The sequence below is a fragment of the Uliginosibacterium aquaticum genome, assembly GCF_012972705.2.
Lineage (GTDB): Bacteria > Pseudomonadota > Gammaproteobacteria > Burkholderiales > Rhodocyclaceae > Uliginosibacterium > Uliginosibacterium aquaticum.
Genome location: NZ_JABCSC020000001.1, coordinates 1,279,997 through 1,302,153 on the forward strand (window position 1 = coordinate 1,279,997; position 22,157 = coordinate 1,302,153).

At 62.2% G+C, this 22,157-nt stretch carries 22 protein-coding genes, 1 tRNA gene and 1 pseudogene; 6 read left to right on the plus strand and 18 right to left on the minus strand.

Annotated elements, in window-relative coordinates:
* Nucleotides 1-62 precede the first annotated feature (62 nt).
* The gene (locus tag HJ583_RS05735) at nt 63-989 is read left to right on the plus strand and encodes a malate dehydrogenase (RefSeq protein WP_170021006.1); all 927 of its coding nucleotides are present in this window, start codon (nt 63-65) and stop codon (nt 987-989) included.
* Between the two features lie 19 nt (nt 990-1,008).
* On the opposite strand, the gene HJ583_RS05740 is transcribed toward HJ583_RS05735, so the two are convergent.
* From HJ583_RS05740 to tsaE, 7 genes are all read right to left on the minus strand, one after another.
* A complete protein-coding gene (locus HJ583_RS05740; RefSeq protein WP_170021007.1) occupies nt 1,009-1,917 on the minus strand; it encodes a hypothetical protein in 909 nt (302 codons plus the stop codon).
* Entirely contained in the window at nt 1,917-2,486 is a 570-nt protein-coding gene (locus HJ583_RS05745) for a LemA family protein (protein WP_170021008.1), read from the minus strand. Before HJ583_RS05745 ends, HJ583_RS05740 begins: the two co-directional genes overlap by 1 nt.
* Before the next feature lie 22 nt (nt 2,487-2,508).
* A complete protein-coding gene (locus HJ583_RS05750) occupies nt 2,509-3,213 on the minus strand; it encodes a fumarylacetoacetate hydrolase family protein (protein WP_170021009.1) in 705 nt (234 codons plus the stop codon).
* 49 nt (nt 3,214-3,262) lie between these two features.
* On the minus strand, nt 3,263-4,183 hold the full coding sequence (locus HJ583_RS05755) for an alpha/beta hydrolase family protein (protein ID WP_170021010.1): 921 nt from the start codon (nt 4,181-4,183) through the stop codon (nt 3,263-3,265).
* A gap of 92 nt (nt 4,184-4,275) precedes the next feature.
* A complete protein-coding gene (locus HJ583_RS05760) occupies nt 4,276-5,772 on the minus strand; it encodes a M48 family metallopeptidase (protein WP_170021011.1) in 1,497 nt (498 codons plus the stop codon).
* Between the two features lie 206 nt (nt 5,773-5,978).
* On the minus strand, nt 5,979-7,277 hold the full coding sequence (locus tag HJ583_RS05765; RefSeq protein ID WP_170021012.1) for an N-acetylmuramoyl-L-alanine amidase: 1,299 nt from the start codon (nt 7,275-7,277) through the stop codon (nt 5,979-5,981).
* Entirely contained in the window at nt 7,271-7,759 is a 489-nt protein-coding gene (gene tsaE, locus HJ583_RS18935) for a tRNA (adenosine(37)-N6)-threonylcarbamoyltransferase complex ATPase subunit type 1 TsaE (protein WP_217423265.1), read from the minus strand. The genes HJ583_RS05765 and tsaE overlap by 7 nt, the downstream gene beginning before the upstream one ends.
* On the opposite strand from tsaE, the gene queG reads away from it, so the two are divergent.
* Entirely contained in the window at nt 7,754-8,824 is a 1,071-nt protein-coding gene (gene queG, locus HJ583_RS05775; protein WP_217423266.1) for a tRNA epoxyqueuosine(34) reductase QueG, read from the plus strand. The genes tsaE and queG overlap by 6 nt on opposite strands.
* Before the next feature lie 53 nt (nt 8,825-8,877).
* Here the strand turns inward: queG and HJ583_RS05780 are convergent, their stop codons facing one another.
* The 7 genes from HJ583_RS05780 to tgt all read right to left on the minus strand — a co-directional run bounded on the left by HJ583_RS05780 (nt 8,878) and on the right by tgt (nt 14,941).
* Nucleotides 8,878-9,327, minus strand: coding sequence for a c-type cytochrome (locus HJ583_RS05780; protein WP_170021015.1), 450 nt, complete (start codon nt 9,325-9,327; stop codon nt 8,878-8,880).
* 76 nt (nt 9,328-9,403) lie between these two features.
* Nucleotides 9,404-9,730 carry a DUF2322 family protein gene (locus tag HJ583_RS05785; protein WP_170021016.1) on the minus strand — a complete coding sequence of 109 codons (327 nt, stop codon included), beginning with the start codon at nt 9,728-9,730 and terminating at the stop codon, nt 9,404-9,406.
* 20 nt (nt 9,731-9,750) lie between these two features.
* Nucleotides 9,751-10,416: a cytochrome b/b6 domain-containing protein gene (locus tag HJ583_RS05790; RefSeq protein ID WP_170021017.1), complete on the minus strand. Its 666-nt coding sequence runs from the start codon at nt 10,414-10,416 to the stop codon at nt 9,751-9,753.
* 106 nt (nt 10,417-10,522) lie between these two features.
* Complete coding sequence (secF, locus tag HJ583_RS05795; RefSeq protein WP_101941092.1) at nt 10,523-11,461, minus strand: protein translocase subunit SecF; 939 nt, start codon at nt 11,459-11,461, stop codon at nt 10,523-10,525.
* 17 nt (nt 11,462-11,478) lie between these two features.
* The gene (secD, locus tag HJ583_RS05800) at nt 11,479-13,329 is read right to left on the minus strand and encodes a protein translocase subunit SecD (protein ID WP_170021018.1); all 1,851 of its coding nucleotides are present in this window, start codon (nt 13,327-13,329) and stop codon (nt 11,479-11,481) included.
* A gap of 103 nt (nt 13,330-13,432) precedes the next feature.
* Nucleotides 13,433-13,756: a preprotein translocase subunit YajC gene (gene yajC / locus HJ583_RS05805; RefSeq protein WP_101941090.1), complete on the minus strand. Its 324-nt coding sequence runs from the start codon at nt 13,754-13,756 to the stop codon at nt 13,433-13,435.
* Between the two features lie 75 nt (nt 13,757-13,831).
* Nucleotides 13,832-14,941, minus strand: a complete 1,110-nt coding sequence (tgt, locus tag HJ583_RS05810; protein ID WP_170021019.1) for a tRNA guanosine(34) transglycosylase Tgt — start codon at nt 14,939-14,941, stop codon at nt 13,832-13,834.
* 185 nt (nt 14,942-15,126) lie between these two features.
* Here tgt and HJ583_RS05815 point away from each other — a divergent pair, with 185 nt between their 5' ends.
* Genes HJ583_RS05815 through HJ583_RS05825 form a run of 3 tightly spaced genes read left to right on the plus strand, consistent with a single transcriptional unit; the run spans nt 15,127 to nt 18,278 of the window.
* Nucleotides 15,127-15,624, plus strand: coding sequence for a DUF3302 domain-containing protein (locus tag HJ583_RS05815; RefSeq protein WP_217423267.1), 498 nt, complete (start codon nt 15,127-15,129; stop codon nt 15,622-15,624).
* A 1-nt stretch (nt 15,625) separates the two neighbouring features.
* Nucleotides 15,626-16,849: an HlyD family secretion protein gene (locus HJ583_RS05820; RefSeq protein ID WP_170021020.1), complete on the plus strand. Its 1,224-nt coding sequence runs from the start codon at nt 15,626-15,628 to the stop codon at nt 16,847-16,849.
* A gap of 13 nt (nt 16,850-16,862) precedes the next feature.
* A complete protein-coding gene (locus HJ583_RS05825) occupies nt 16,863-18,278 on the plus strand; it encodes an efflux transporter outer membrane subunit (RefSeq protein WP_170021021.1) in 1,416 nt (471 codons plus the stop codon).
* Nucleotides 18,279-18,300: 22 nt separating this feature from the next.
* Here the strand turns inward: HJ583_RS05825 and queA are convergent, their stop codons facing one another.
* A complete protein-coding gene (gene queA / locus HJ583_RS05830; protein ID WP_170021339.1) occupies nt 18,301-19,338 on the minus strand; it encodes a tRNA preQ1(34) S-adenosylmethionine ribosyltransferase-isomerase QueA in 1,038 nt (345 codons plus the stop codon).
* A 50-nt stretch (nt 19,339-19,388) separates the two neighbouring features.
* Between queA and HJ583_RS05835 the strand changes: the two genes are divergently transcribed.
* A tRNA-Leu gene (locus tag HJ583_RS05835) sits at nt 19,389-19,473 on the plus strand.
* A gap of 236 nt (nt 19,474-19,709) precedes the next feature.
* Here the strand turns inward: HJ583_RS05835 and HJ583_RS05840 are convergent.
* The 3 genes and pseudogenes from HJ583_RS05840 to HJ583_RS05850 form a co-directional block, all read right to left on the minus strand.
* Nucleotides 19,710-20,250 (minus strand): annotated as a pseudogene (locus tag HJ583_RS05840) (transposase); the annotation flags it as partial.
* A gap of 210 nt (nt 20,251-20,460) precedes the next feature.
* Nucleotides 20,461-20,823 (minus strand): pseudoazurin, encoded by a 363-nt coding sequence (locus HJ583_RS05845; RefSeq protein ID WP_235943768.1) that lies wholly within the window; start codon nt 20,821-20,823, stop codon nt 20,461-20,463.
* A gap of 235 nt (nt 20,824-21,058) precedes the next feature.
* Nucleotides 21,059-22,042: an AraC family transcriptional regulator gene (locus HJ583_RS05850; RefSeq protein ID WP_170021022.1), complete on the minus strand. Its 984-nt coding sequence runs from the start codon at nt 22,040-22,042 to the stop codon at nt 21,059-21,061.
* Between the last annotated feature and the right edge of the window lie 115 nt (nt 22,043-22,157).

A 22,157-nucleotide genomic window follows, 5' to 3' on the forward strand; every position in this document is an offset into this window, starting at 1 on the left:
ATAGGATCAAGCGACCTGCAGGTTTAGACTGCCTGCAGGGCACTCAGATGAAGGGACAGGGCATGAAGGTATCCGTGATCGGCATGGGCGCAGTGGGCACCGAGATTGTCGGTTTGCTGCTCAACATGAGCGAGGTGACCGAGATCGTGGCAGTCGACAAAAACCGCGGCAAGGCCGAGGCCGAGATCTGGGATTTCGCCCATACCACGGCCTTTACCTATGCCAAGAATCCGGCCCTGGTGGCCGGCGACTATCCGGATACGCGGGGCAGCGATATCGTGGTGATCACGGCTGGGGCCCAACTCCAGCAGGGGCAGACGCGTGACGACCTCACGCGCATCAACAGCGGCATCCTGCGCGGCATCATTGGCGAGGTGGAGCGCCATTCGCCCGGCGCAATCGTGATCAACGTGACCAATCCGGTCGACGTGATGACCCAGGTGATGCTGCGGGCATCCTCCTACCCGAGGGAACGCCTGATCTCGGCCGGCACCCTGATTGACACGGCGCGCCTGATCCGCATCGCGGCCGAGCATGTGAAGGTCGATCCCAAGAATGTGGTCGGCTATCTCCTGGGGGACCATGGCGCGACCGGTTTCGTGCCCTGGAGCCTGGTGAATGTGGCCGGGCTGGATATCGACAGTTACTGCCGCCTCAACGGCCTGCCGCCGCCGGATCATGCGGCGATCCGCCAGCAGACGCTGGATGCGGGTTTCCGCATCTTCGAGCGCAAGGGCAATACCAATCACGGCATCGCGGCCAGCGTGTTCCGCATCATCCGCGCGATCGAGGCCAACGAACACTCGGTGTTGCCGCTGGGGGTGCTGCTGCAGGGCGAGTACGGTGTGGAGGATCTGGTCATGAGTGTGCCTTGCGTGATCGGCCGTACCGGCGTGCAGCGGGTGCTCAACTACGAATTCACGCCGGCGGAGCAGATTGATTTCCGCCGTTCAGAGGCGCATCTGCGCGCCTTGCTGGCACTGACCTGAACTTCCCGTGTGAGCCTGCTCAGGCGTGGCTTGCCAGCCGGGCCGTGATCAGCAAAGCGAGGAAGAAGACGGCCAGCATCACTTGGTGGCGACGCTGCAGGCGGGCGATAACCTGTTCGCGCGGGTGATCGGAGATCACGAAAGGGCGGCCGTCAGCGGGTTCGCGCAGGCAGTGGTAGGGCGGGAAGTCGGCGGCCGCTTCGCGCTCAGCCAGCACTTCCGCGTGTGCGGCAGCCCGGGCGTGCTCCCATTCGGCCACATCCAGCTCGCCGTTGCGATCCGTATCGAACTGCATCAGGCTGCTGCGGTCCCGTTTCCAGTCACTGAGCTTGTCGCGCAGCTCGGCTTCGGCTGAGGCCCGGTCTTCAATCGGACGGCGGGATTCGAAATGACCGATGGCGAACAAGCGGGTGCCCGGGATCAGCAGCCACTGGGTGCTACGGCAATCATCGAGGCGGATCTCATCCTTGTGCACCGCCTCGATACGTGCATCGCGTGGATCGATGCTGCAGCGGCTGCCATCCTCGTCTTCGAGGATGAAGCTGGCGTCGCTGGTTTCATCGCGCTCCACATGCCAATGCCCTTGGCCATCCTTTCTCTGCTGCACGATGCGATACCACAGGCAGGGCAGGTAGTTGAGCGGTGAGCGCAAGGGCTCGCCCGGCAGGGCACGGCCAACGCCTTCGATGGCGATGTAGCCCTGGGGCGCGCTGGCGATCGGGGCGCCGGGCGTATCGGCGTAGTGGCGGTAGCGGCGATAGGCGCCCATCCACAGGCAGAGCAGGCTGGCGGCCAGCAGCAGGGCGAGCTGCCAGGCCTGTGGGCGTTGCGCTTGCAGCCCGAGCCACAGGATGTAGCCCAGCGCCGCAGCCAGTGCCGGCAGCAGATCGCGCAGGAGCGAGCCGAGTTCGGGAGGCGCCTGGCGCATCAGCCCTTGAAGAGCTGGGCGATATTCACGTCAGCCTTCTCGGCGGCAGCGAATTCGAGCAGAGGCTGCAGGCCGAAGCCGCACAGGCGGGCGATCAACAGGTCCGGCAACTGTTCGACGCGCACGTTGTTGAGATTGACGGCCTCGTTGTAGAGCTCGCGGCGGTCCGCAATGCTGTTTTCCAGCCCGCTGATGCGCCCCTGCAGCTGGCGGAAATGCTCGCTGGCACGCAGCTCAGGATAGGCCTCGGCGACGGCGAAGAGCTGGCCAAGGCTGGTGCGCAGGCTGTTTTCGGCGCTGCCCAGAGCGGGGATGTCGCGCTGCTCGCGGGCGCTGGCTACGCCGGCGCGGGCACTGATTACGCGCTCCAGGGTCGCCTGCTCGAACTGCTGGTACTGGCGGCAGACTTCGACCAGCTTGGGCAGCTCATCATGGCGCTGACGTAGTACCACGTCGATGTTGGCCCAGGCCCGGGCCACGCCGTGCTTGAGGTTGACCAGGCCGTTGTAGAGCAGCACGCCGTAGGCGAGCAGGAAGATCAGGATTCCAAATGCGATCCAGCCAGTCATGAAGGTTCTCCGGGTGCGGGGCTCAGGCAGCGGCCGGGCCGATGCGGGTCGTCAGGCGGCCGATGCCGGCAATTTCACCGACCAGCAGGTCGCCCGGCTGAATCGGCCCGACGCCAGATGGCGTACCGGTGAGGAGGATATCGCCCGCCTGGAGATCGAAAAAGGCTGAAAGGCGGCTGATGATCTGCGGCACATTCCAGATCATGGCTTTGAGATCCGAGTCCTGCTTGATTTCGCCGTTGACCGTGAGGTGGATGCGGCCGCTGTCCGGATGACCGACGCTGCTCGCCGGATGGATGGCCCCGCAGGGCGCGGAATGATCAAAGCCCTTGGCTACATCCCAGGGGGCAGCCTTGGCGCTGAGCTGTTTCTGGATGTCGCGACGGGTCATGTCCAGCGCGACCGCATAGCCGAATACGTGATCGAGAGCGGTGTTTTCGGGGATGTTGTAGCCACCGGATTGCAGCGCGACGGCGAGCTCCAGTTCGAAGTGATAGTTCTGGGTCGCAGATGCGTAGGGAATCGTTGCGCCATCCTGCTCGATGGCATCGCGCGGCTTGGTAAAGAAGATCGGGGGCTCCTTCTCGTCGTTGCCAAGCTCGCGGATATGCTCCAGATAGTTGCGCCCAACGCAGTAGATGCGGCGTACCGGGAAATGCGCATGGCTGCCGGCTACCGGCAGGGAAACGACGGGCGGGACGGGCAGAACAAACTCGGTCTGGCTCATGGCAGTTCCTGATTGGAGGCAGCCGCCATTATGCCTTGGCTGAAGGCGCTCAGCCTTCCTGGCCGGCTGTGGGCTGGCCGACGATGCGATGCTCGTGGCGCAGGCCGAGGCGGGCAAGGAAGTCGTCAAGAATGGGTTGCCAGATGTGCTCGCCGCGCGTGAAGAGGGCGTGGCCGTTATCGCCGAAGGCCGGCAGCAGGCGCAGTTCGGCCCGCCCGCCGGCGGCGGTGTAGGCGCCATGCCAACGCTGTGCCCATTCCGGTGCGAAGAGGCGGTCGTTCTCGGTGTATAGCCACAGGCTGGAGGTGCTGGCCTGGGCGCCGAACTGGCGAAAAGCCTCGGCGAGGGCTTCCGGGTTGCAGGGTTGGCCCGGGTGTTGTTCAGCATCTCCGCCATGACCACCGGCAAAGTTGATGGTGGCGGTGAGGTCCGCAATGCCGCGTGCGCTGCCGGCGAGGCTGCTCAGTCCGCCGACGGACTGGCCGAGCAGGATCAGGTGTTGCGGGTCGATCCAGCTTTCCTGACGCAGACGCTCGACGACGCGGGCGATCTGCGCCCCGGCAGCATCCAGAGCCGGTTCGTAGGTGCTCAGGGCGCAGCGGTTGCTGATGTTCTCCGGATCGCCTGCGGCGGCACTGGCACCGTAACCGAGACGGGTCGGCACGGCCACGGCAAAGCCACGGCTCAGGAAGTAGCGGCTGGCGGATTCGAAGCGATAGCGCTGAACGGCATCGCGACGCTGGCTGTCACGACCGTGATTAATTACGACCAGCGGAAAAGGGCCGGCGCCCTCCGGGCGGAACACCGTGACAAGAAGTTCGCCCTGTACTGCCCGCCCGAGCCAATCCTGGCTGCTGACCGGCTCGCGCAGCACGCTTTCGCTATAGCGTAGCTCCCCGGCTTGGGCGCCTGCACTGAGCAGGCGGCTGGCCAGAAGGAGGGCAGTGAGAAGGCGGAAAGCGAGGCGCATGGGCGACTCCGGGATTACATGCGAGCGACTCTAGCGCACAAATCGTATGCCCCGATGGGCAACAAATGAAAACTATGGTGTCGTACCCGCGCTCAGGCGGCTCTGTCGTTGAGGCGCTCGCCCCATAGCCGGGCACTGTCTTCATCGCCCCGCTGGCGGTAGAAGTGTTCGGCTTCCAGGCAGGCGTCGGCGCACAGTTCGCGGTTGCGTCGTACCGCGAGCTGAAGATAGTGGGTGAGGGCTTCGTCACCACGCTCGCGCAGTAGGCGGGCGGCGGCCATGGCGCTGTCAGCCGAGCCATGTGGATGGTCGGCCGCCTGGCAGAGCAGCGGCAGGGCTTCGTCCTTGCGACCCAGTGTGTCCAGCGCCAGCGCGTAGTGGCTCAGCTCTTCCGGGCTGAGGCTGGTGGCGTCGCGCCCCTGCATGCGCTGTACGGTTTCACGGGCCGAGGCGGCCGCGTGATGGTGCAGGCGCCAGGTTTGTTCGTTGTGGCTCAGCCAGAGTTCGTCGAACTGTTGCTGCAGGCGCGGCAGAAGGTCGCCGAGCAGGGACTGGGCCGCGCTGTGAACCGCGTTCGGCGGCAGTTCGGTGCCGGTATCGAGGGCCAGGATGCGGTCGCGCAGGCTCGGATGGGTGTCCTGGGCGCCGGTGTAGTGTTGCAGCGCTTCGTCGAACCAGCGCTGGGCGTCTTCCTGCGACAGGCCCAGATGCAGAGCGGTGCGCATTGCGGTGTGCGGCAGGTAAGGGGGGTGCTGCTTGCTGCTGGCCTGTGACCACAGGTCCTGCCAGAAGCGCTCTTCGATGAAGCGGCCGCGGATGGCCTGGGCGATCAGGGCATCCGCCATGGTCTGCGCGCCGACCACGCTGGCGGCCAGGCGATCGGCCTCGTACTCGTCGCGACGGGCCTGGACCAGGCTGTAGGCCTGGAAGAGCGGGATATAGCCACGCAGGAAGCGGGTCAGCATGGCCTCGATGAGACTGCTGTCGTGGCGGAAGGAGGCCTGGACTTGCGACCACAGCAGGCGGGTGTGGTAGATCCAGGTATCCAGGCGGCCGTGCTGGCGCGAGAGATGGGCGTATTCGTGCGCCAGGATGGCGGCGAACTCCTTGCGCGACAGCGCCTGCATCAGCGGCAATCCGATGATCAGGGTATTGCGGTGCCAGCCAAAGATGCCCAGCCGAGGCGCCTGGAAGATGGCCGCGTTGAAGAGGTCATTCACCACCACGCGGTGGATTGGCGGGCCGCCGAGCTTGCGACGGATCTTTTCGATCACCCCGAAGAGTTGCGGCGCATCGGCGGGCAGCAGCGCCTGGCCTTGCGGTGCCGGCAGGTTGATACGGGTGGAGCGCCACAACATGATGGCGGCAATGCTGCCCAGTAGCAGCAGCTTGGCCCCCTGGAGGGCTTCGTCATGGGCGAGCTCGGTCAGCCCCCACAACAGCAGCAAGGATGACAGCAGCAGCAGCGCAAGGATGTAGAGATGACCCAATGCCGTGAGGGCGAGCAGCTTGATCCGGTAGAGTTCCGGGCGCTGCTCGCTTTCGCGGTTGAGGCGGGCGACAAGTTGTTCGAATTCCCGAGGCGGCATGGGTGGGTGTTGCGAAATGAATGCAGATCCATCCGCAAGCCCTGTGCCATGCAGGTGGTCGTGATATTTATCACGCGTTTGCGCCTGCAGACGGCCATGTGGGTCATCCGGCTTGCCGTCAGGCGGAAGCCGGGGTGACGAAGAGCGTCACAATTTTGCCAAATTTCCTGTTGCTGAAGAATTTGCGCGGGTGTTGCGCGGGCTTCTCAGGCCGGGCGGGTGCTGGCCAGCGGCGGATTTTTTGCGAAGTAGCGCTTGATGCCGCGCAGCATGGCTTCGGCGAGGCGGTCCTGATAAGCCTCGTCATTGAGGCGCTTTTCTTCTTCCGGATTGGAGATGAAAGCGGTCTCGACTAGCAGGGACGGAATGTCCGGTGCCTTCAGCACCGCGAAGCTGGCCTGCTCGACCTGGCCTTTATGCAGTTGATTGACGTTGCCAAGCTCGCCCAGTACGGACTTGGCGACCTTCAGGCTGTCATTGAGGGTGGCCGTTTGCGACAGATCGAGCAGGGTCTTGGCCAGATGCGCATCCTTGACGCCGAGATTGACGCCGCCCACCAGGTCAGCCGCGTTTTCCTTGTTGGCCAGCCAGCGTGCGGCAGTGCTCGTGGCGCCCTTGTCGGACAGTACGAAGACCGAACTGCCGCGTGCTTCCGGGCGGATGAAGGCATCGGCGTGAATGGACACGAAGAGGTCCGCCTGGACGCGGCGAGCCTTTTCGACGCGCTGCTGCAGCGGCACGAAGAAGTCCGCGTCGCGCGTGAGCATGGCGCGCATGTTCGGCTCGGCATCGATCTTGGCCTTGAGGCGCTGGGCCACATCGAGGGTGATGTTTTTCTCGAAGGATCCCTTGGCGCCTACGGCTCCCGGATCTTCGCCGCCATGGCCGGGGTCCAGCGCGATGGTGATCGGGCGCACGTTACCGCGTGCCGGCTTGATCGCATCCTTCTCGGCTTGTGCCGGTCGAGGTGTGTCGTGCGGGTTTGCTGCGGCCGCTTCGGGGCTTGTGGCAGCAGCTGGCGAATCCTTCTCGAGCAGGGCCAGCAGAGGGTCGACCGGCTGGGTCGGGTAGAGGTCCAGCACCAGGCGCGGACCATAGCTGCCGGCTGGCGGCAGGGTAAAGACCTGCGGATTGATTTCGGCTTTCAGCTCGACCACCAGACGCACCACGCCCGGGCGATTGCGGCCGGCACGGAGCAGCTTGATGTAGGGATCGCTGTCCGAAATCTTGCCGGGCAGGCTCTGCAACACGCTATCGAACTCGACGCCTTCAAGATCGACGACCAGACGTTCCGGATTCTTCACGATCTGATGGCTGTAGCGCACCGAGTCCGCATACTCGAGGGTGATGCGGGTGTAATCACGGGCCGGCCATACGCGTACCGCCAGCACACGAGAGGCGCCCTGAGCGAGTCCTGCCGGAGTCACCAGCAGCGTCATCAGACCGGCAGCGGCCTTCAGCAGGCGGCGGCGGGGCGGGGCAAAACGCGTGTCTGAATTCAGCATGGCAGGCAGATGTCCTTCAGGCAGGCTGCGCCGCGCGGGCTGCGGGCGACAAGGCTGGCCAGGCGCGCTTCACCGGCCACTTGCAGGTGGATCTCGAGATCGGGCTGTGGAACGTAGGGCAGAGCTTTGTCGGCCCATTCAACAAGACATACGCCCTCGCCACCAAAGTATTCGTCCAACCCCGCTTCGAGAAATTCATCTGCATGCGTGAATCGATAGAAATCAAAGTGATACAGCGCAATTCTAGAAACAGCATAAACTTCTATCAAGGTGTAGGTGGGGCTCTTTACACTTCCTGTGTGGCCCAACGCCCGCAACAGGCCCCGTGTCAGCGTGGTCTTGCCGGCACCCAGGTCACCCGCGAGCCAGATCACCAGGCCGGGCGCCAGCACGGGTGCGAGTGCCGCACCGAGGGCTTCAGTGGCCGCTGCATCGGCAAGTGGCAGGCGCTGGGCGCAGGTATCATCGCTGGCGTGATGCATCCCGATTCCTTGATTCCTCAAACTGATGAACTGCTCCGGCAGATCCGGAGCTGGGCCCGCGAGCTGGGCTTTGCCGGGCTGGGCGTGAGCGGCGTTGACCTTGGCTCGGCCGAGCAGGGTTTGCTCGACTGGCTGGCTGCCGGCTTCCACGGCGGCATGGATTATATGGCTCGTCACGGGCTCAAGCGTGCCCGTCCGGCAGAACTTGTGCCGGGCACTGTCAGCGTACTCATGCTGCGCATGGATTATTGGCCGGAGCCAGATCTGACGGAGGCTATCCGCCTGCAAAGCGAAGCTGGCCGCGCCGCGATCTCGCGTTATGCGCTGGGGCGTGATTACCACAAGGTCTTGCGCAATCGCCTGCAGAAGCTGGCCGAGCGTATTGCTGTGGAGGTTGGTGAATATGGTCACCGGGTTTTCGTCGATTCCGCTCCGGTGCTGGAGGTGGAATTGGCCAGCCGGGCCGGTCTGGGCTGGCGCGGCAAGCACACCTTGCTGATCAACCGCGAGGCCGGCTCCTTCTTTTTCCTGGGCGAGATCTATGTGGATCTGGCCTTGCCGCCGGATACCCCGGTCCGCGCGCACTGTGGCAGCTGTACGGCTTGTATCCCCGCCTGTCCGACCCAAGCCATCGTGGCGCCCTACCGGCTCGATGCGCGGCGCTGTATTTCCTATCTGACTATCGAGCACGCCGGCCCCATTCCGGAAGCCTTGCGGCCGCTGATCGGTAACCGTGTCTATGGTTGCGACGATTGCCAGCTCGCCTGCCCCTGGAACCGTTTTGCGCGGCTGACTCAGGAGCCGGATTTCGCGGTGCGCAACGGGCTCGACCGGGCCACTCTGGTCGAGCTGTTTGCCTGGCGTGAGGATGAGTTTGCGCAGCGTCTGGCGGGTTCCCCCATTTACCGTATCGGCCATGAGCGCTGGTTGCGCAATCTGGCGGTCGGACTGGGCAATGCACCAACCAGTCCAGCGGTGCTCGAAGCCTTGCAAAGCAGGGCTGACGATCCGTCAGCACTGGTACGCGAGCACGTGGCCTGGGCATTGGCACAGCACGGACGCTGAAATGAAAAAAGCCGATGCGCGGGCATCGGCTTGGGGTTTGCTGCTTATCCGGCTTACTTCATGCGGTAGTCGTCGTGGCAGCCCTTGCAGGTCTTGCCCAGATCGGCCAGTGCAGTCTTCAGGGAGTTCAGATCGCCGGCGGCGGCGGGCAGGCTGCGCGCCGAGGTGCTGAACTTGTCGAAGGCAGCCTTGAACTTGTCGGCTTCGCTCCAGATCTTCGGATCAGCCTTGGTCGGCGCACCCTTGTCGGTGCCGGGGCCATAAGCACCCGCGGTGAGCGGCAGGTCAGAGAGATCGGCAATCGTGCTGGCGTGACGCTGGGCGAGTTCCTTGTTGAAGGGCAGATCGCCCTTAGCCATGGCACTGAGTACGCCGACGCTGCGGGCGGTGACCGTCATGGCGGACTGGCGGTATTTGATCTGGTCTTCCGGCTTGGCTTGCGCAAAAGCGGCGCTGATCGACAGGCTGGCGATAGCGATGGCGGCGAGATGCTGGATCTTCATTGCGTGTCCCTCTTGGGTAGTGGCTGCTGCTGGAGTCAAAAGTGCCGGGGGCGGCACCCTTCAAAACGGCCCTGCTTCAGGAGCCGGATTCTGCAAAGACATGGCGTACGCGCAGAACGTTCCCTTCGCGGGCCACCGAAATCAGACGGTCGATGTTGGGATGCTTGCCCGGGTTCTGACGTGCGTCCTCAGTATGTTCAGCATAAAGCTCAAGCCCTTTGCTGGCGGCCTCGGCGTTCACGGCGCCGAAGAATTGGGCTAGATGGTTGTAGACGGCGAGCGAGCCGATCTGGCCCGGCTTGTGTTCGATGGTGGCGATGACATTGCCTTCTGCGTCGAGCAGTTGCAGGGCCGTCAGATGGGATACGCCGGGGAGTTGCTTGAGATTGTCTGCGAAAGCCATTTTCGGTCAGGGAAACAAAGTTACAGGGTGACGATGAACCACACCACGCCGGCAGCTACCGCCAGCGTGATCAGCCCAAGCAGGGCGGAGCCGCCGTTGGCGTCCTGGACCGGCGTTTCAGCCGGCACTTCCTTGCTACCGGTTAGCATCGGCGTGATCAGGTTATCGCGCTTGACGAAGCGGTAGAACAGGATGGCCGCCAAGTGCAGGCCGATCAGGGTGAAGATGATGCCAGCATTGGCCTCATGGGCTTCGGCCAGGAAGCCCGCGATCTCACCGCTGACGAACTTGAACAGCGGCCCTTCGAACATGATTTCATCGGAGAGGAAGAGACCCGATCCGGCCTGGAACAGTAGCACGGCGAGCAAGCCCAGCACTGACAGGGCGCCCAGCGGGTTGTGGCCGACGGCCGGACCTTTCTCGTCTTTCATCCTCTTCACGTAGCCGAGGATGCTGGCCGGGCTGCGCAGGAAATTTGCGAAGCGAGCGTGCTGTCCGCCGACGATGCCCCACAACAGGCGGAACACCAGCAAGGTCAGCACGGCGATACCGAAGCGCTGGTGCCAGTCGATGTTGTCGGCAACTTCAATGCTGATCACAGCGCCCGCAACACAGAGGAGAAGGCTCCAGTGGAACAGGCGAAGAGGCAGATCCCAGACCTTGATGCGACGAGTGCTGACAGTCATGAAAGATTCCTTGTGCATTCAGTCTTATAAATGATGGCAGAAGAGCTGTAAAAGACAAACGGCTCCCTTGTGGAGCCGTTGTTGCGTGAAACGGGACAATGCCCGCTCAGACGACGGCTTCTTCCTTCTCTACCTTGGCCTTGATGAACTGCTCGCGCGACACGCCCAGCCACATTACCAGCGGGGCTGCCACCAGCACCGAGGAGTAGATGCCGAAGCAGATGCCGATGGCCAGTGCCAGAGCAAAGAAATGCAGGGTGGGGCCGCCGAAGAAGAACATCGACAAGGCCATCATCAGGGTACAGGCGTGGGTGATGATGGTGCGGCTGATGGTGCTGGTGATGGCGTGGTCCAGCACTTGTGGCACTGTCAGGCCGCGCATGCGACTGTTGCGGAAAGTTTCGCGTACGCGGTCGAAAACCACCACCGATTCGTTCACCGAGTAGCCCAGCACCGCCAGCACGGCGGCCAGCACCGGCAGCGAGAACTCCCACTGGAAGAAGGCGAAGAAGCCCACGATGATGATTACGTCGTGCAGGTTGGCGATGATGGCCGATACGGCAAAACGCCATTCGAAGCGGAAAGCCAAGTAGATCACGATACCCAGCACGACCATCAGCAGCGCCATGGCGCCATCGGTGGCGAGTTCTTCGCCGACCTGCGGGCCAACGAACTCGACCCGGCGCAATTCGCCCTTGGGGCCCGGTACCGCGGCCAGGGTAGCCATGACCTTGTCGGAGACCTTGCTCGAGTTTTCGGCGGCGCGGTTCGGCACGCGCACCATGATGTCGCGCGAGGAGCCGAAGGTTTGTACCTGGGTGTCGGTGTAGCCGGCCGCCGTCAGCGCGTTGCGCAGCGGATCGAGCTGCGGTGCTTCGGCGTAAGTGACTTCCATCACGGTGCCACCGGTGAACTCCACCGACAGGTGCAGACCCCTGTGGAAGATGAAGAACACGGCCAGTACGAAGGTGATCAGCGAAATCGCGTTGAACACCAGCGCGTGACGCATGAAGGGGAGGTCATTCTTGATGCGGAACAGTTCCATGTTTTCTCTCCTGGCGCTTATTCAGCAGTGGCACGCCAGACCTGGCCGATGGCGAGCTTTTCAAGCTTGCGGCGGCTGCCGTAGACGAAGTTGGTGATCATGCGCGAAACCATCACGGCGCTGAACATCGAAGTCAGGATGCCCAGGCAGTGCACCACCGCGAAGCCCTTGACCGGGCCGGAGCCGAAGGCGAGCAGGGCGATACCGGCAATCAGGGTGGTGACGTTGGAGTCCAGAATCGTATCGAAGGCGTGCTCGTAACCGGCCGAGATGGCTGCTTGCGGGCTGGCGCCGTTGCGCAGCTCCTCGCGGATGCGTTCGTTGATCAGCACGTTGGCGTCAATGGCCATCCCGAGCGTCAGTGCGATAGCCGCAATCCCGGGCAGGGTCAGGGTGGCCTGGAACAAGGACAGCAGCGCAATCAGCAGCAGCACGTTGGCGCCCAGGGCCAGCGTCGAGATCAGGCCGAAGAGCATGTAATACACGCACATGAACACGGCGATGGCGACGAAGCCCCACAGTGTCGACTCGAAACCCTTCTTGATGTTCTCTGCGCCAAGGCTCGGGCCGATGGTGCGTTCTTCGATGATGTCCATCGGCGCAGCCAGCGAGCCGGAGCGGATCAGGATCGAGAGGCGGTTGGATTCTTCGGTGCTGAAGGCGCCACTGATCTGGAACTGGTTACCGAATTCCCCCTGGATGGTCGCGACCGAAATGGCTTCACCCTTGCCCTTTTCAAACAGGATGATGGCCATGCGTTTCTTGAGGTTCTCACGGGTGGTATCGCGCATCACGCGGCCACCGGCTGCATCCAGGCGCACCGAAACGACCGGCTGCTGGTTCTGCGAGTCGAACGAGGCCTGGGCGCCGACGAAACGGTCGCCGGTCAGCACGACCTGTTTCTTCACGACTACCGGGTAGCTCTCGGTGCCCCGAGTTTCCGGGAAAACATCGGTGCCGGCTGGCGGGCTCATTGGATTGGCGTCCTCCGCTACCAGGCGCACCTGAAGGGTGGCGGTACGGCCAATCAGATCCTTGGCCTTGGCGACGTCCTGCACGCCAGGCAGCTGCACCACGATGCGGTCCGCCCCCTGTTGCTGGATGACCGGTTCGGCCACGCCGAGTTCATTGACCCGGTTGTGCAGAGTCACCATGTTCTGCTTGATGGCGTCTTCCTGAATGGTGCGGCGACCCTTTTCGGTCAGGCTGCCGATGATCAGGAATTCGCTGCCATCCGTGCGTTCAACCAGCTGGAAATCGGTGCCGCGCGCATCACGGATGTAGCCGCTGGCTTTCTTGCGGTCGTCTTCGCTGCGCAGGCGTACGACAAGGGTTTCGCCTTCGCGGTTGATGCCGCCATGGCGCAGGTTCTTCTCGCGCAGCAGGCTGCGCAGGTCGCCAGCCGTGGCGTCAAGCTGCTTGGTTACTGCGCCCTTCATGTCCACCTGGAGCAGGAAGTGCACGCCACCGCGCAGATCGAGACCCAAATACATCGGCAGCGCGCCCATAGAGGTGAGCCATTGCGGGCTGGCCGACAACAGGTTCAGCGCCACCACGAAACCGGGGTTCTGGGCATCCGGGTTCAGAGCGTGTTCGATTACATCACGCGCCTTGAGCTGGATGTCTTCGTTGGCCAGGCGCACACGCAGCCCCGCCGGATCGCGAATCAGGCCCGTGGGTTCGATGCTGGCGGCGGATAGTGCCGCAAGCACCTGGCGTTCGATGTTGCTATCGACCTTGGTGGTCGAGCGGGCAGCCGAAACCTGAACGGCCGGTACTTCACCGAAGAAGTTCGGCAGGGTGTAGAGCAGGCCGAGGACCAGCACAAGGCCGATCAACAGGTTCTTCCAGAGCGGATAACGGTTCATGGTGAATGACTGGATAGGAAGTGACGCGAAACAGAACGCGAAGCAGGACGCGGCGTAGCGCTAGGGCAGCATGCAAACGGGGGCTGGCGCCCCCGTCAATGCATTACGCGCCCTTCAGCGTGCCCTTGGGCAGCACGGTGGCCACGGCCGGTTTCTGCACCGAGATTTCCACGCCGCTGGCGATTTCGATCTTGACGAAGTTCTCGCCCACGCTGGCAACCTTGCCAGCAATACCGCCGCTGGTGATTACTTCGTCGCCTGCAGCCAGTGCGTCGAGTAGCGACTTGTGTTCCTTGGCGCGCTTCTGCTGCGGGCGGATCATCAGAAAGTACAGCACCACGAACATCAGGATCATGGGCAGCAGGCCCATCCATCCGCCGGTGGGGTCGGAAGAGGCGGCGGTCTGGGCGAAAGCGTCGGAAATCATGGTCAGGCTCCGTAAATGGGGTCTTTGAGGCGGCCGAGTATAACAGCCCTTGCGGGCAGGTCGGCCTGAGCGAAATCAGGCGCCGCGCTGCCGCTCCGTCGCAAAACGCAGCTGGAATCCGGCGTAGTCATCGGCTTCGATGGCGGCACGGATTTCACGCATCAGATGTTGGTAGTAATGCAGGTTGTGGATGGTCATCAGGCGCGGCCCGAGCATTTCCTGGGCGCGATCCAGATGGTGCAGATAGGCGCGCGAGAAATGGCGGCAGGTGTAGCACTCGCAGCTCTCGTCGATTGGGCGGGTGTCCTGCTTGTGCTTGGCGTTGCGGATCTTGAGATCTCCCCAGCGCGTGAACAACCAGCCGTTGCGGGCATTGCGGGTAGGCATCACGCAGTCGAACATGTCGATGCCCTGTGACACGCCATATACGAGATCTTCTGGCGTGCCAACGCCCATCAGGTAGTGCGGCTTGTCCGCCGGCAAGCGCGGGCCGGTGTGGGCCAGCACGCGGTAAAAATCTTCCTTGGGCTCGCCAACTGACAGTCCGCCGATGGCGTAACCGTCAAAGCCGATCTGCTGCAGGCCTGCTAGAGATTCGTCGCGCAGATCTTCGTACATTCCACCCTGGACGATGCCGAAAAGGGCGTTGCGGTTCTCGAGTTTGTCGTGTTCGTCACGCGACCGGCGTGCCCAGCGCGCCGACATGCGCATCGATTTGGCGGCCTCATCCACGCTGGCGGGGTAGGGCGTGCACTCGTCGAAGATCATCACGATGTCGCTGTTCAGGCCGTGTTGGATCTGCATCGAGATCTCGGGGGTGAGGAAGAGCTTGTCGCCATTGATCGGCGAGGAAAACTTCACGCCCTCCTCGGTGATCTTGCGCAGAGCTCCGAGGGAGAACACCTGGAAGCCGCCCGAATCGGTGAGGATGGGTTTGTCCCAGCCCATGAAGCCGTGCAGACCACCGAACTGCTTGAAAACTTCCATTCCCGGGCGCAACCACAGGTGGAAGGTATTCCCCAGACAGATCTGGGCGCCGATTTCCAGCAACTCGTGCGGGCTCATGGCCTTGACGGTGCCATAGGTACCTACGGGCATGAACACCGGCGTCTCGACGATGCCGTGCGCGAGTTGCAGGCGGCCGCGGCGGGCTTGGCCTGAAGTGGAGAGAAGCTGGAAATGCATGGCTGGGCGTGGGCGACAGGCATGTCGCCAAGACTTGAAACAGGTTCGCAAGGATACAGGATCTCGCTTGCGGGGCGCTCTAAACCGGTGTTGCGGCGCGGCGACACTAGGTCGGGAGCATGCGAGTGTTGAATTAGTATCCCGCTTGGGTGCCGTCCTGTTTGACCATGACCGGAGAGTTGCTCATGAAAACCTTGTCGCTGCAGCGCTTGCTGCGTTGCCTGCCCTTGTTGTTGATCGGTGCCCTGCCGCTGGCTGCTGAAGCCAGCTTCCTGCACGGGGAAGCACTCGATGCCGTGGCCGATTTCATGGCCGTTGTGGTGCTGATCATCGTGCCGCCGAGTGCGATTGCCATTTTCTGGATCGTGCACGTGCTGCCGGAGAAAATCGCCCACAAAAAACACCATCCGCAAACCCCCGCGATCACTACGCTGTGTCTGTTGTCGTTGGTGTTTGGTGGTTTGCTGTGGCCGGTTGCCTGGCTATGGGCTTTTACCAAGCCGGTGATGCACAAGATGGCTTATGGCACTGACAAGAGCGAAGAGTTTCATGCGCTGGAAGAGGCAGGTAAAGCAGCCCTGGAGCGTATCGAGGCCTCTGAAAAGGCTGATGTTGCAGCATTGATGAACCGGATCGCAGCGCTGGAAGCGCGTTTGAATCAGACTCAGGGCGGAGCACGCTGACATGGAACTCATTCTTCTTGGTATCTATTCGGCCATCGTCTGGTTCATCTTCATCAAGAAGCAATGGTTGCCCTGGGTGCTGGCGACCCAGGTCATCGTGGCGATCATCCCCATTGTCGGCCTGACCGTCCTGATCCTTACCCTGAACGTGGTGGCACCTTCTTCCTCGGATGTGCGTGTGTACAACTACACCGTGCCGATCGTGTCCCAGGTCAAGGGCCGTGTGATCGAGGTGCCGGTGGAGGAGGGGAATCGGCCGGTCAAGAAGGGCGACGTGCTGTTCCGCATCGACCCGACGCCTTACCAGCAGACAGTGCGTGGCCTTGAAGCTCAGCTCGCCAACGCCGAAGCCAGCCAGCGCGAGCTGACAGAACAGCTCAAGGGCGCCAAGGGCAAGGTCAGCGAGGCGCAGGGGGCCATTCAGGCTGCCAGCTCGCGGGTGCGCGAAGTGCAGGCCAAACTGGAGCTGGCCCGCAAACGGGTCGAGCAGAATAAGGAGCTCGTGGCAACCGGCGCGGGCAATCGCTTCGATTTAGAGAAAGCCGAAACCGACCTGAAGGAAGCAGAGGCCAATCTGGATGCCGCTCGCAGCTCTGAAGCCCAGGCCCGCAGTGCCGAGGTTCAGGCACTGGCCTCCGAGCAGCAGATTCAGCAGAAACTCTCTGCCAAGGTGAATGGCGAGTTCGCCCAGGTGGCCCAGATCAAGGCGCAGCTGGACAACGCACGCTGGGAACTGGAGCAGACGACGGTGCGCTCCCCGGTGGATGCCTATGTGATCAACCTGCAGCTTCGTCCAGGGGCCTTCGTGGCGGGCATGCCCTTCAACGCAGTGATGACGCTGGTGGAAACGCATGGTCAGGTCGTGGCGCTGTTCAACCAGAACGAGCTGCACAAGGTGAAGGCCGGCAATGAGGCTGAATTCACGGTCTTTACCGACCCCGGCACAGTGATCAAGGCCAAGGTGGATTCCATCATCTGGGCGCAGGGGCAAGGTCAGCTGCCTGCCAGCGGCACCCTGCCGATGACGGGTGTGCTGAATGCTCCGCCCGGCCGCTTCGCTGTGAAGTTCGACATTGCGGAGAAGGACAAGGAAGTGTTCCTGGCCGCCGGCGCCGCAGGTCATGCGGCCGTGTATACCGATTCGGTGGCGGCCATCCATATCCTGCGCAAGATCATTGTGCGTGTGGGCGCCTACACCAATTACCTTGTGCTGAAGCTGCACTGATCGGGAGAGCCTGATGCGCACCATCTCATTCAAGCAACAAGCCCTGTTGCTGGCGCTTGCGTCAGCGCTGGGGGCTTGTGCCCTGAGCACCCCGCCTGCGGCCGACGAGCTTTACCGCCAGGCCCTGCCAGCGGCGCCCTTGCCGGGCCAATGGCAAGGGGCGACAGCGACCGGGCCCGTGGTTCCGGGCTGGCTGGAAAAGTTTCAGGATCCACAACTTTCCGCACTGGTCAGTGAAGCCCTGCTGAACAATCCTGACCTGAAGGTGGTCGCCAGCCGTGTCGAGCAGGCTGCCGCGTACGCCAAGGTGGCTGGCTCGTCGCTGGCGCCGCAGGTCAATTTCATCGCCAAGGACGGCTTGGCTCAATCCGGCGGAGACGGCTCCGGAATCAGCGTGGTGGGCTTGTTCGCCAGCTGGGAGCTGGACCTGTGGGGGCGGGTGCGTGGCGGGCGTGAGTTTGCGTCGCAGCAGTATGCTTCGGCGGCGGCGGATGCGGAGTATGCGCGCCAGTCGCTGGTCGCTCTGGTAACCAAGAGCTATTTGCAGGCAATCGAAGCCGGCCAGCAGAAACAGCTTGCCCAGCAGATGCAGGCTTCTTCAGCGCAGTTGCTGAAATACGCCGAGGAGCGCCAGCGCATCGGGCGCGGTGACGGCCTGGAAGTCGCGCAGGCGCAGGCGGCGCTGCAAGGCTATATGGATGCCGTGCAGCAGCTGGAACTGGCGGAGACCCAGGCCGTGCGTGCGCTGGAAGTCTCTCTCGGTCGTTACCCCGGCCAGACCCTGAAATTGCCCGCCCAGCTCCCGCGGGTCGCAGGCGATATTCCGGCCGGTCTGCCATCCGACCTGCTTGAGCGGCGCCCGGACGTGATTGCGGCCCAGCGCCGTGTGGCGGCGGCGTTTGCGCGTGTGGATGAAGCCAAGGCGGCGCGCTTGCCGCGCCTGTCGCTGACGGCAAATATCAACACTGTCTCCAGCGACGTGTTCCTGCTCAAAGATCGCGACAATCCGTTTTGGGGGCTGGGCGTGAGTCTGCTCGCACCGATCTTCACTGGCGGGGCGCTGCAAGGGCAGGTGGAAGTCCGCAGCGCCGAGCAGAAACAGGCCGTGGCTGAATACGCCAAGGTGGGGGCGCGAGCCTTCGCTGAAGTCGAGAACGCATTCTCTGCCGAGATCTCCGCCCGCAAGCGCACGGCCATCCTCACTCGCAGTGCGGCCGAAAACCAGCGTGCGCTGGATCTGGCCGGTGTGCGGGTAAAGGTCGGCTCGGGCGATATGCGTGCCCTGCAGCAGCAGCAACTGGCCACCTATGCGGCGCAGTCTGCCCTGCTGCGCATGCAGAGCGAATTCCTGATGCAGCGCACGAATGCCTATCTTGCGCTGGGTGGCGGCTTCGAAAGCCCGGCTGCAGACGCTGCCGGGAAATCCTGAGTCAAACCTCTTCCGGGCGCGCTCAGCTCGCCCGGCTCAGAAACATCGCGTCACCGTAGCTGAAGAAGCGATAGCGGCTTGCGATGGCATGAGCATAAGCCTGGCGGATCGTATCGATGCCCGCCAGCGCCGAAACCAGCATCAGCAGGGTCGATTTCGGCAGGTGGAAGTTCGTGATCAGCGCGTCCGCCACGCGGAACTCGTAGCCGGGCATGATGAAAATACCGGTTTCGTCGCTGCCAGCCTTCACTTCTCCGCGTTGCGCGGCAGATTCCAGCGCGCGCAGCGCGGTTGTTCCCACACAGATCACGCGCCCGCCGGCGGCCCGCGTGGCGGCTATTGCATCCACCGTGTCCTGCGGAATGCTGTAGTACTCGCGATGCATCTGATGCTTTGAGAGGTCATGCTCGCGCACCGGCTGGAAGGTGCCTGCGCCAACGTGCAGGGTCACAAAGGCGCGACGTACGCCCTTGGCATCCAGTGCGGCAAACAGGGCGTCATCGAAATGCAGGCCCGCCGTGGGAGCTGCTACGCTGCCCAGCTCCCGCGAATACACCGTCTGGTAACGGGTTTCGTCGCCCGCATCGGCGCTGTGCTCGATATAGGGCGGGAGTGGCAACTTGCCGTAGCGCTCGATGTAATCGACGGCCGAAGCGTCTGCCGGGAAGCGCAGCTGGAAGAACTCCTCATTCGCTCCTGCACGCCCGATCACCTCAACATCAAAGGCATCCATCAAGCGGATGCGACTGCCCGGTTTGGGTGATTTGCTGGCACGGACCATGGCCAGTACTTCGTGGTCGCCGATAGGGCGCTCAACCATCACCTCAATCTGACCACCGCTTTCCTTGCGCCCGAAGAGGCGTGCATGCAGTACACGGCTGTCATTAAGAACAAGCAGATCGTGGGCTCGCAGCAATCCGGGAAGGTCGCGGAATACGCGATCTTCAAGGCTGTCAGGGCCTGCGACGAGCAGGCGCGAGGCTGTGCGATCGGGCAGCGCAGTTTGCGCGATCAGTTCCGGGGGCAGAAAATAATCAAAATCGTCGAGCGTGAGCATGATCCGGCTTGAGTTACAGCGAGGCTTGAGCCATAATCCGCGCCTCCTCCCGTGCCGGGATGGCGGAATCGGTAGACGCAGCGGATTCAAAATCCGCCGCCGCAAGGTGTAAGGGTTCGAGTCCCTTTCCCGGCACCACTAGCTGCAGCAAGCTTTCGCAACATCTTGGGGTAGGTAAGTTCGTCCCGGATGATACCGGAAGATCCCGGATTTCCTCGGTCAAATTTGACCAGAGTTGACCAAGCGAAGTTGTATCTCAGGCCAAGCGCAGCCTTCTCCTCAAGACTTTTGTTGCCGACTGGTGTCGTGCAGTATTGCTCAGCTTTTTTCTTCCCCACTCCAAACAAATAGTCGGCCCTGAACGAATCAGCTGTTCACCGGACCGGAATGATCGTAACTCCGATACCCTGACGATCAAGCCGGTGTGACCTGCAGCCAGCAAGCCACTCATACAACAGGCGCAGGCTGTGGCCGGCACTGCACAACACGGCATGCATTGCGCGCCCTTCGGCACCTTTGAGGTGACAGCGCCCGAGCAGTTCGTCGCTCTTCATGTGGCAGATGTGTAGCTCGATGGCGCTGCGCCGCTTGATCCAGAGCCTGAGCTGCGGTGACCCCCCGCTTCTGGCCTGAGATGTACATCGTGCAGCCCTCAGGCACGTCAGCGCCCCGATAGCCACGATCCATGAACGCCTGCTTCGGGCGAACCCCGGTGAGGGTATCGACCTGTTCGAGTTGTTCGCCAAGCGAGTGGCCGTCGTAGGGATTGCCCAGCATGGAAAGAGCACCCACCACGAAGCCTTCCTTGGCGGTCACGGCCAGACTGACTTTGACACCGAACTCGTAAGGTTTGCGTGCCTTACCCTTGGCGATGCATTCGACTTCCGGCGCATGCCAGGCGTAGAGCTTGTCCTTGACTGCGCTGTTTCTACAAATTCAGGGGCGATTTAGTTACCTCAAAGGAGCGGAAGGGCGCGCAATGCATGCCGTGTTGTGCAGTGCCGGCCACAGCCTGCGCCTGTTGTATGAGTGGCTTGCTGGCTGCAAGTCTCACCGGTTTGATCGTCAAGGCATCTGCTTAGCGATCAACCCAGTTCTGTGAAAAAGCTGATTCTTCAGGGGCGACTACTTGATGTGTGCCAGGGCTTTGCTGAAGCGATCCTTCCCCATGACGAAGGTGGCTTGTTCCTTTTTGGCTAGGGCTTGTGCTTCGGTCAGATTGCCTGGCTTGCCGACCTGGAGGACGCCGACCATTCCCATGCTTTTGTGCGGATCGCAAATGTAGAGATACACCCCTTCCTTGGTCAGTTTCACGCGATGTTCCGCATCTGGAGCGCTGCGCCAACTGCTCGCGCCTGCCGGCAGGAGAAGCGAAGCGCTATTGTGGGCGCCTTTCTGGGCTGGCTGGAAAACGACCGTGTCGCCTGGCGTAAGTTTCAGAAAAGCTGGTTCGAAGACCATCATTCCGTCCTTGCCTGTATTAAGCATCTTCACGGTGTGTTCGGCTGCCTGGCCTGGGGTAACCAGCAGCGGGGCCAGGCAGCATAGTCCCTGCAGGAAGCGCCGGGCTTGCAGGTTGATTAGGGGTCGGATTTGTTTGTCATGCATGGTGGTTACTTGCTTGTGAACAGGAAATGGTTCAGGGCGAGTCCGTGTAGCAACAGGCCAATGAATAGAAGGGATAGCCCGCAACCTAGGCGCAGGCGTGTATGCCAACGAGGTTTCATGCGCGGCGTGTTTCTTTGGGTGAGAAGCCGAAACAGCGGCGGAAGGCCGTGGCGAAATTGGCGGCGCTGCCATAGCCAGCCTGCCAGGCGGCTTCACTGATACTCAGCGCCCCCATTTCCAGAGCGTGGCGCGCACGCTCAAGGCGATTGCGCCGCAGATAGCCGAAGATGGTCACGCCATACGCGGCACGGAATTGTTGCTGGAGCGAGTAAGGGTTGATCCCGGCATGCTTGGCGATCTCGCTGAGGCTCAGTTCGTTTGCGGCGCCGGAATCCAGCCATTCGCGCAGTTGCTGCAAACGGCTGGTGGAGCGTGAGACTCTGGTGTGGGCTGTTTGCAGATGGCTAGCCTGTCCGAAGGCCTCGCCCAGCAATTCGATGGTGCGGCTCTCAAGGAAGAGTTTGCGTAGCGCCGGTGCGCATTGTTCGTTGTCGTCGAGCATCTCGGCGACGATGGCGCAGGCTCGCAGGCTAGGCGTCCATCGCCGCAACTGCAGATGACTGCTGCAGAGTGGTTTCAGCTCCGAATCGAGCAAGCCGCTATCAGCGAGCCAACTGTTCTCCACCGAGATGGATATCTTGCGTTCATATGAGCCGGGGTGCGTCTTGCGCCGGAAGCGCTCAGGTTCTGTCACGTTGAACAGCAAGGCTTCGGCCTGGTGGCGATCCTGCCGTCCGAGGGAGACTTCTTGTTGCCCGTAAAAGCCGGAGGCACGTCCTTCGAGCAACACGATTAAATGCAGACTGCTGCCGATCTGGGCGTCGATGCTCATTTCGCTGAGTTCGATTAGATCGGTGCATTTGAGCTGCAGGCCCGGTCGCAACTGATGGTGGTTATAGAAACCAGCCAGCACCTTCGGGTTTTCGTGATGGTGGGCGTGCTTCAGTTGATAGTCCGGGCTGCTTTGACGCCCAACCTCAAGCAGGGTGTCGTGATCAAGCGTACGGGCGTGTTTGGGAAGTGTCTGGCTGCGCAACATGGCTTTCTCCTGCAAACGAAATACTTGCTTGCGCAAACGCAGGCTGGCGTTGGCAGGGAGATAATAGTCTTGTTTGATCTAAATGCAAATCGTTCGCAATTGATGTTGGTCGTGC

What these genes read in the sequence shown, in the direction of transcription:
- HJ583_RS05735 (WP_170021006.1), top strand. Translation starts at nt 63, where the DNA reads ATGAAGGTATCCGTGATCGGCATGGGCGCAGTGGGCACCGAGATTGTC.
- HJ583_RS05740 (WP_170021007.1), bottom strand. Translation starts at nt 1,917, where the DNA reads ATGCGCCAGGCGCCTCCCGAACTCGGCTCGCTCCTGCGCGATCTGCTG.
- HJ583_RS05745 (WP_170021008.1), bottom strand. Translation starts at nt 2,486, where the DNA reads ATGACTGGCTGGATCGCATTTGGAATCCTGATCTTCCTGCTCGCCTAC.
- HJ583_RS05750 (WP_170021009.1), bottom strand. Translation starts at nt 3,213, where the DNA reads ATGAGCCAGACCGAGTTTGTTCTGCCCGTCCCGCCCGTCGTTTCCCTG.
- HJ583_RS05755 (WP_170021010.1), bottom strand. Translation starts at nt 4,183, where the DNA reads ATGCGCCTCGCTTTCCGCCTTCTCACTGCCCTCCTTCTGGCCAGCCGC.
- HJ583_RS05760 (WP_170021011.1), bottom strand. Translation starts at nt 5,772, where the DNA reads ATGCCGCCTCGGGAATTCGAACAACTTGTCGCCCGCCTCAACCGCGAA.
- HJ583_RS05765 (WP_170021012.1), bottom strand. Translation starts at nt 7,277, where the DNA reads ATGCTGAATTCAGACACGCGTTTTGCCCCGCCCCGCCGCCGCCTGCTG.
- queG (WP_217423266.1), top strand. Translation starts at nt 7,754, where the DNA reads ATGCATCCCGATTCCTTGATTCCTCAAACTGATGAACTGCTCCGGCAG.
- tsaE (WP_217423265.1), bottom strand. Translation starts at nt 7,759, where the DNA reads ATGCATCACGCCAGCGATGATACCTGCGCCCAGCGCCTGCCACTTGCC.
- HJ583_RS05780 (WP_170021015.1), bottom strand. Translation starts at nt 9,327, where the DNA reads ATGAAGATCCAGCATCTCGCCGCCATCGCTATCGCCAGCCTGTCGATC.
- HJ583_RS05785 (WP_170021016.1), bottom strand. Translation starts at nt 9,730, where the DNA reads ATGGCTTTCGCAGACAATCTCAAGCAACTCCCCGGCGTATCCCATCTG.
- HJ583_RS05790 (WP_170021017.1), bottom strand. Translation starts at nt 10,416, where the DNA reads ATGACTGTCAGCACTCGTCGCATCAAGGTCTGGGATCTGCCTCTTCGC.
- secF (WP_101941092.1), bottom strand. Translation starts at nt 11,461, where the DNA reads ATGGAACTGTTCCGCATCAAGAATGACCTCCCCTTCATGCGTCACGCG.
- secD (WP_170021018.1), bottom strand. Translation starts at nt 13,329, where the DNA reads ATGAACCGTTATCCGCTCTGGAAGAACCTGTTGATCGGCCTTGTGCTG.
- yajC (WP_101941090.1), bottom strand. Translation starts at nt 13,756, where the DNA reads ATGATTTCCGACGCTTTCGCCCAGACCGCCGCCTCTTCCGACCCCACC.
- tgt (WP_170021019.1), bottom strand. Translation starts at nt 14,941, where the DNA reads ATGCATTTCCAGCTTCTCTCCACTTCAGGCCAAGCCCGCCGCGGCCGC.
- HJ583_RS05815 (WP_217423267.1), top strand. Translation starts at nt 15,127, where the DNA reads ATGAAAACCTTGTCGCTGCAGCGCTTGCTGCGTTGCCTGCCCTTGTTG.
- HJ583_RS05820 (WP_170021020.1), top strand. Translation starts at nt 15,626, where the DNA reads ATGGAACTCATTCTTCTTGGTATCTATTCGGCCATCGTCTGGTTCATC.
- HJ583_RS05825 (WP_170021021.1), top strand. Translation starts at nt 16,863, where the DNA reads ATGCGCACCATCTCATTCAAGCAACAAGCCCTGTTGCTGGCGCTTGCG.
- HJ583_RS05845 (WP_235943768.1), bottom strand. Translation starts at nt 20,823, where the DNA reads ATGCTTAATACAGGCAAGGACGGAATGATGGTCTTCGAACCAGCTTTT.
- HJ583_RS05850 (WP_170021022.1), bottom strand. Translation starts at nt 22,042, where the DNA reads ATGTTGCGCAGCCAGACACTTCCCAAACACGCCCGTACGCTTGATCAC.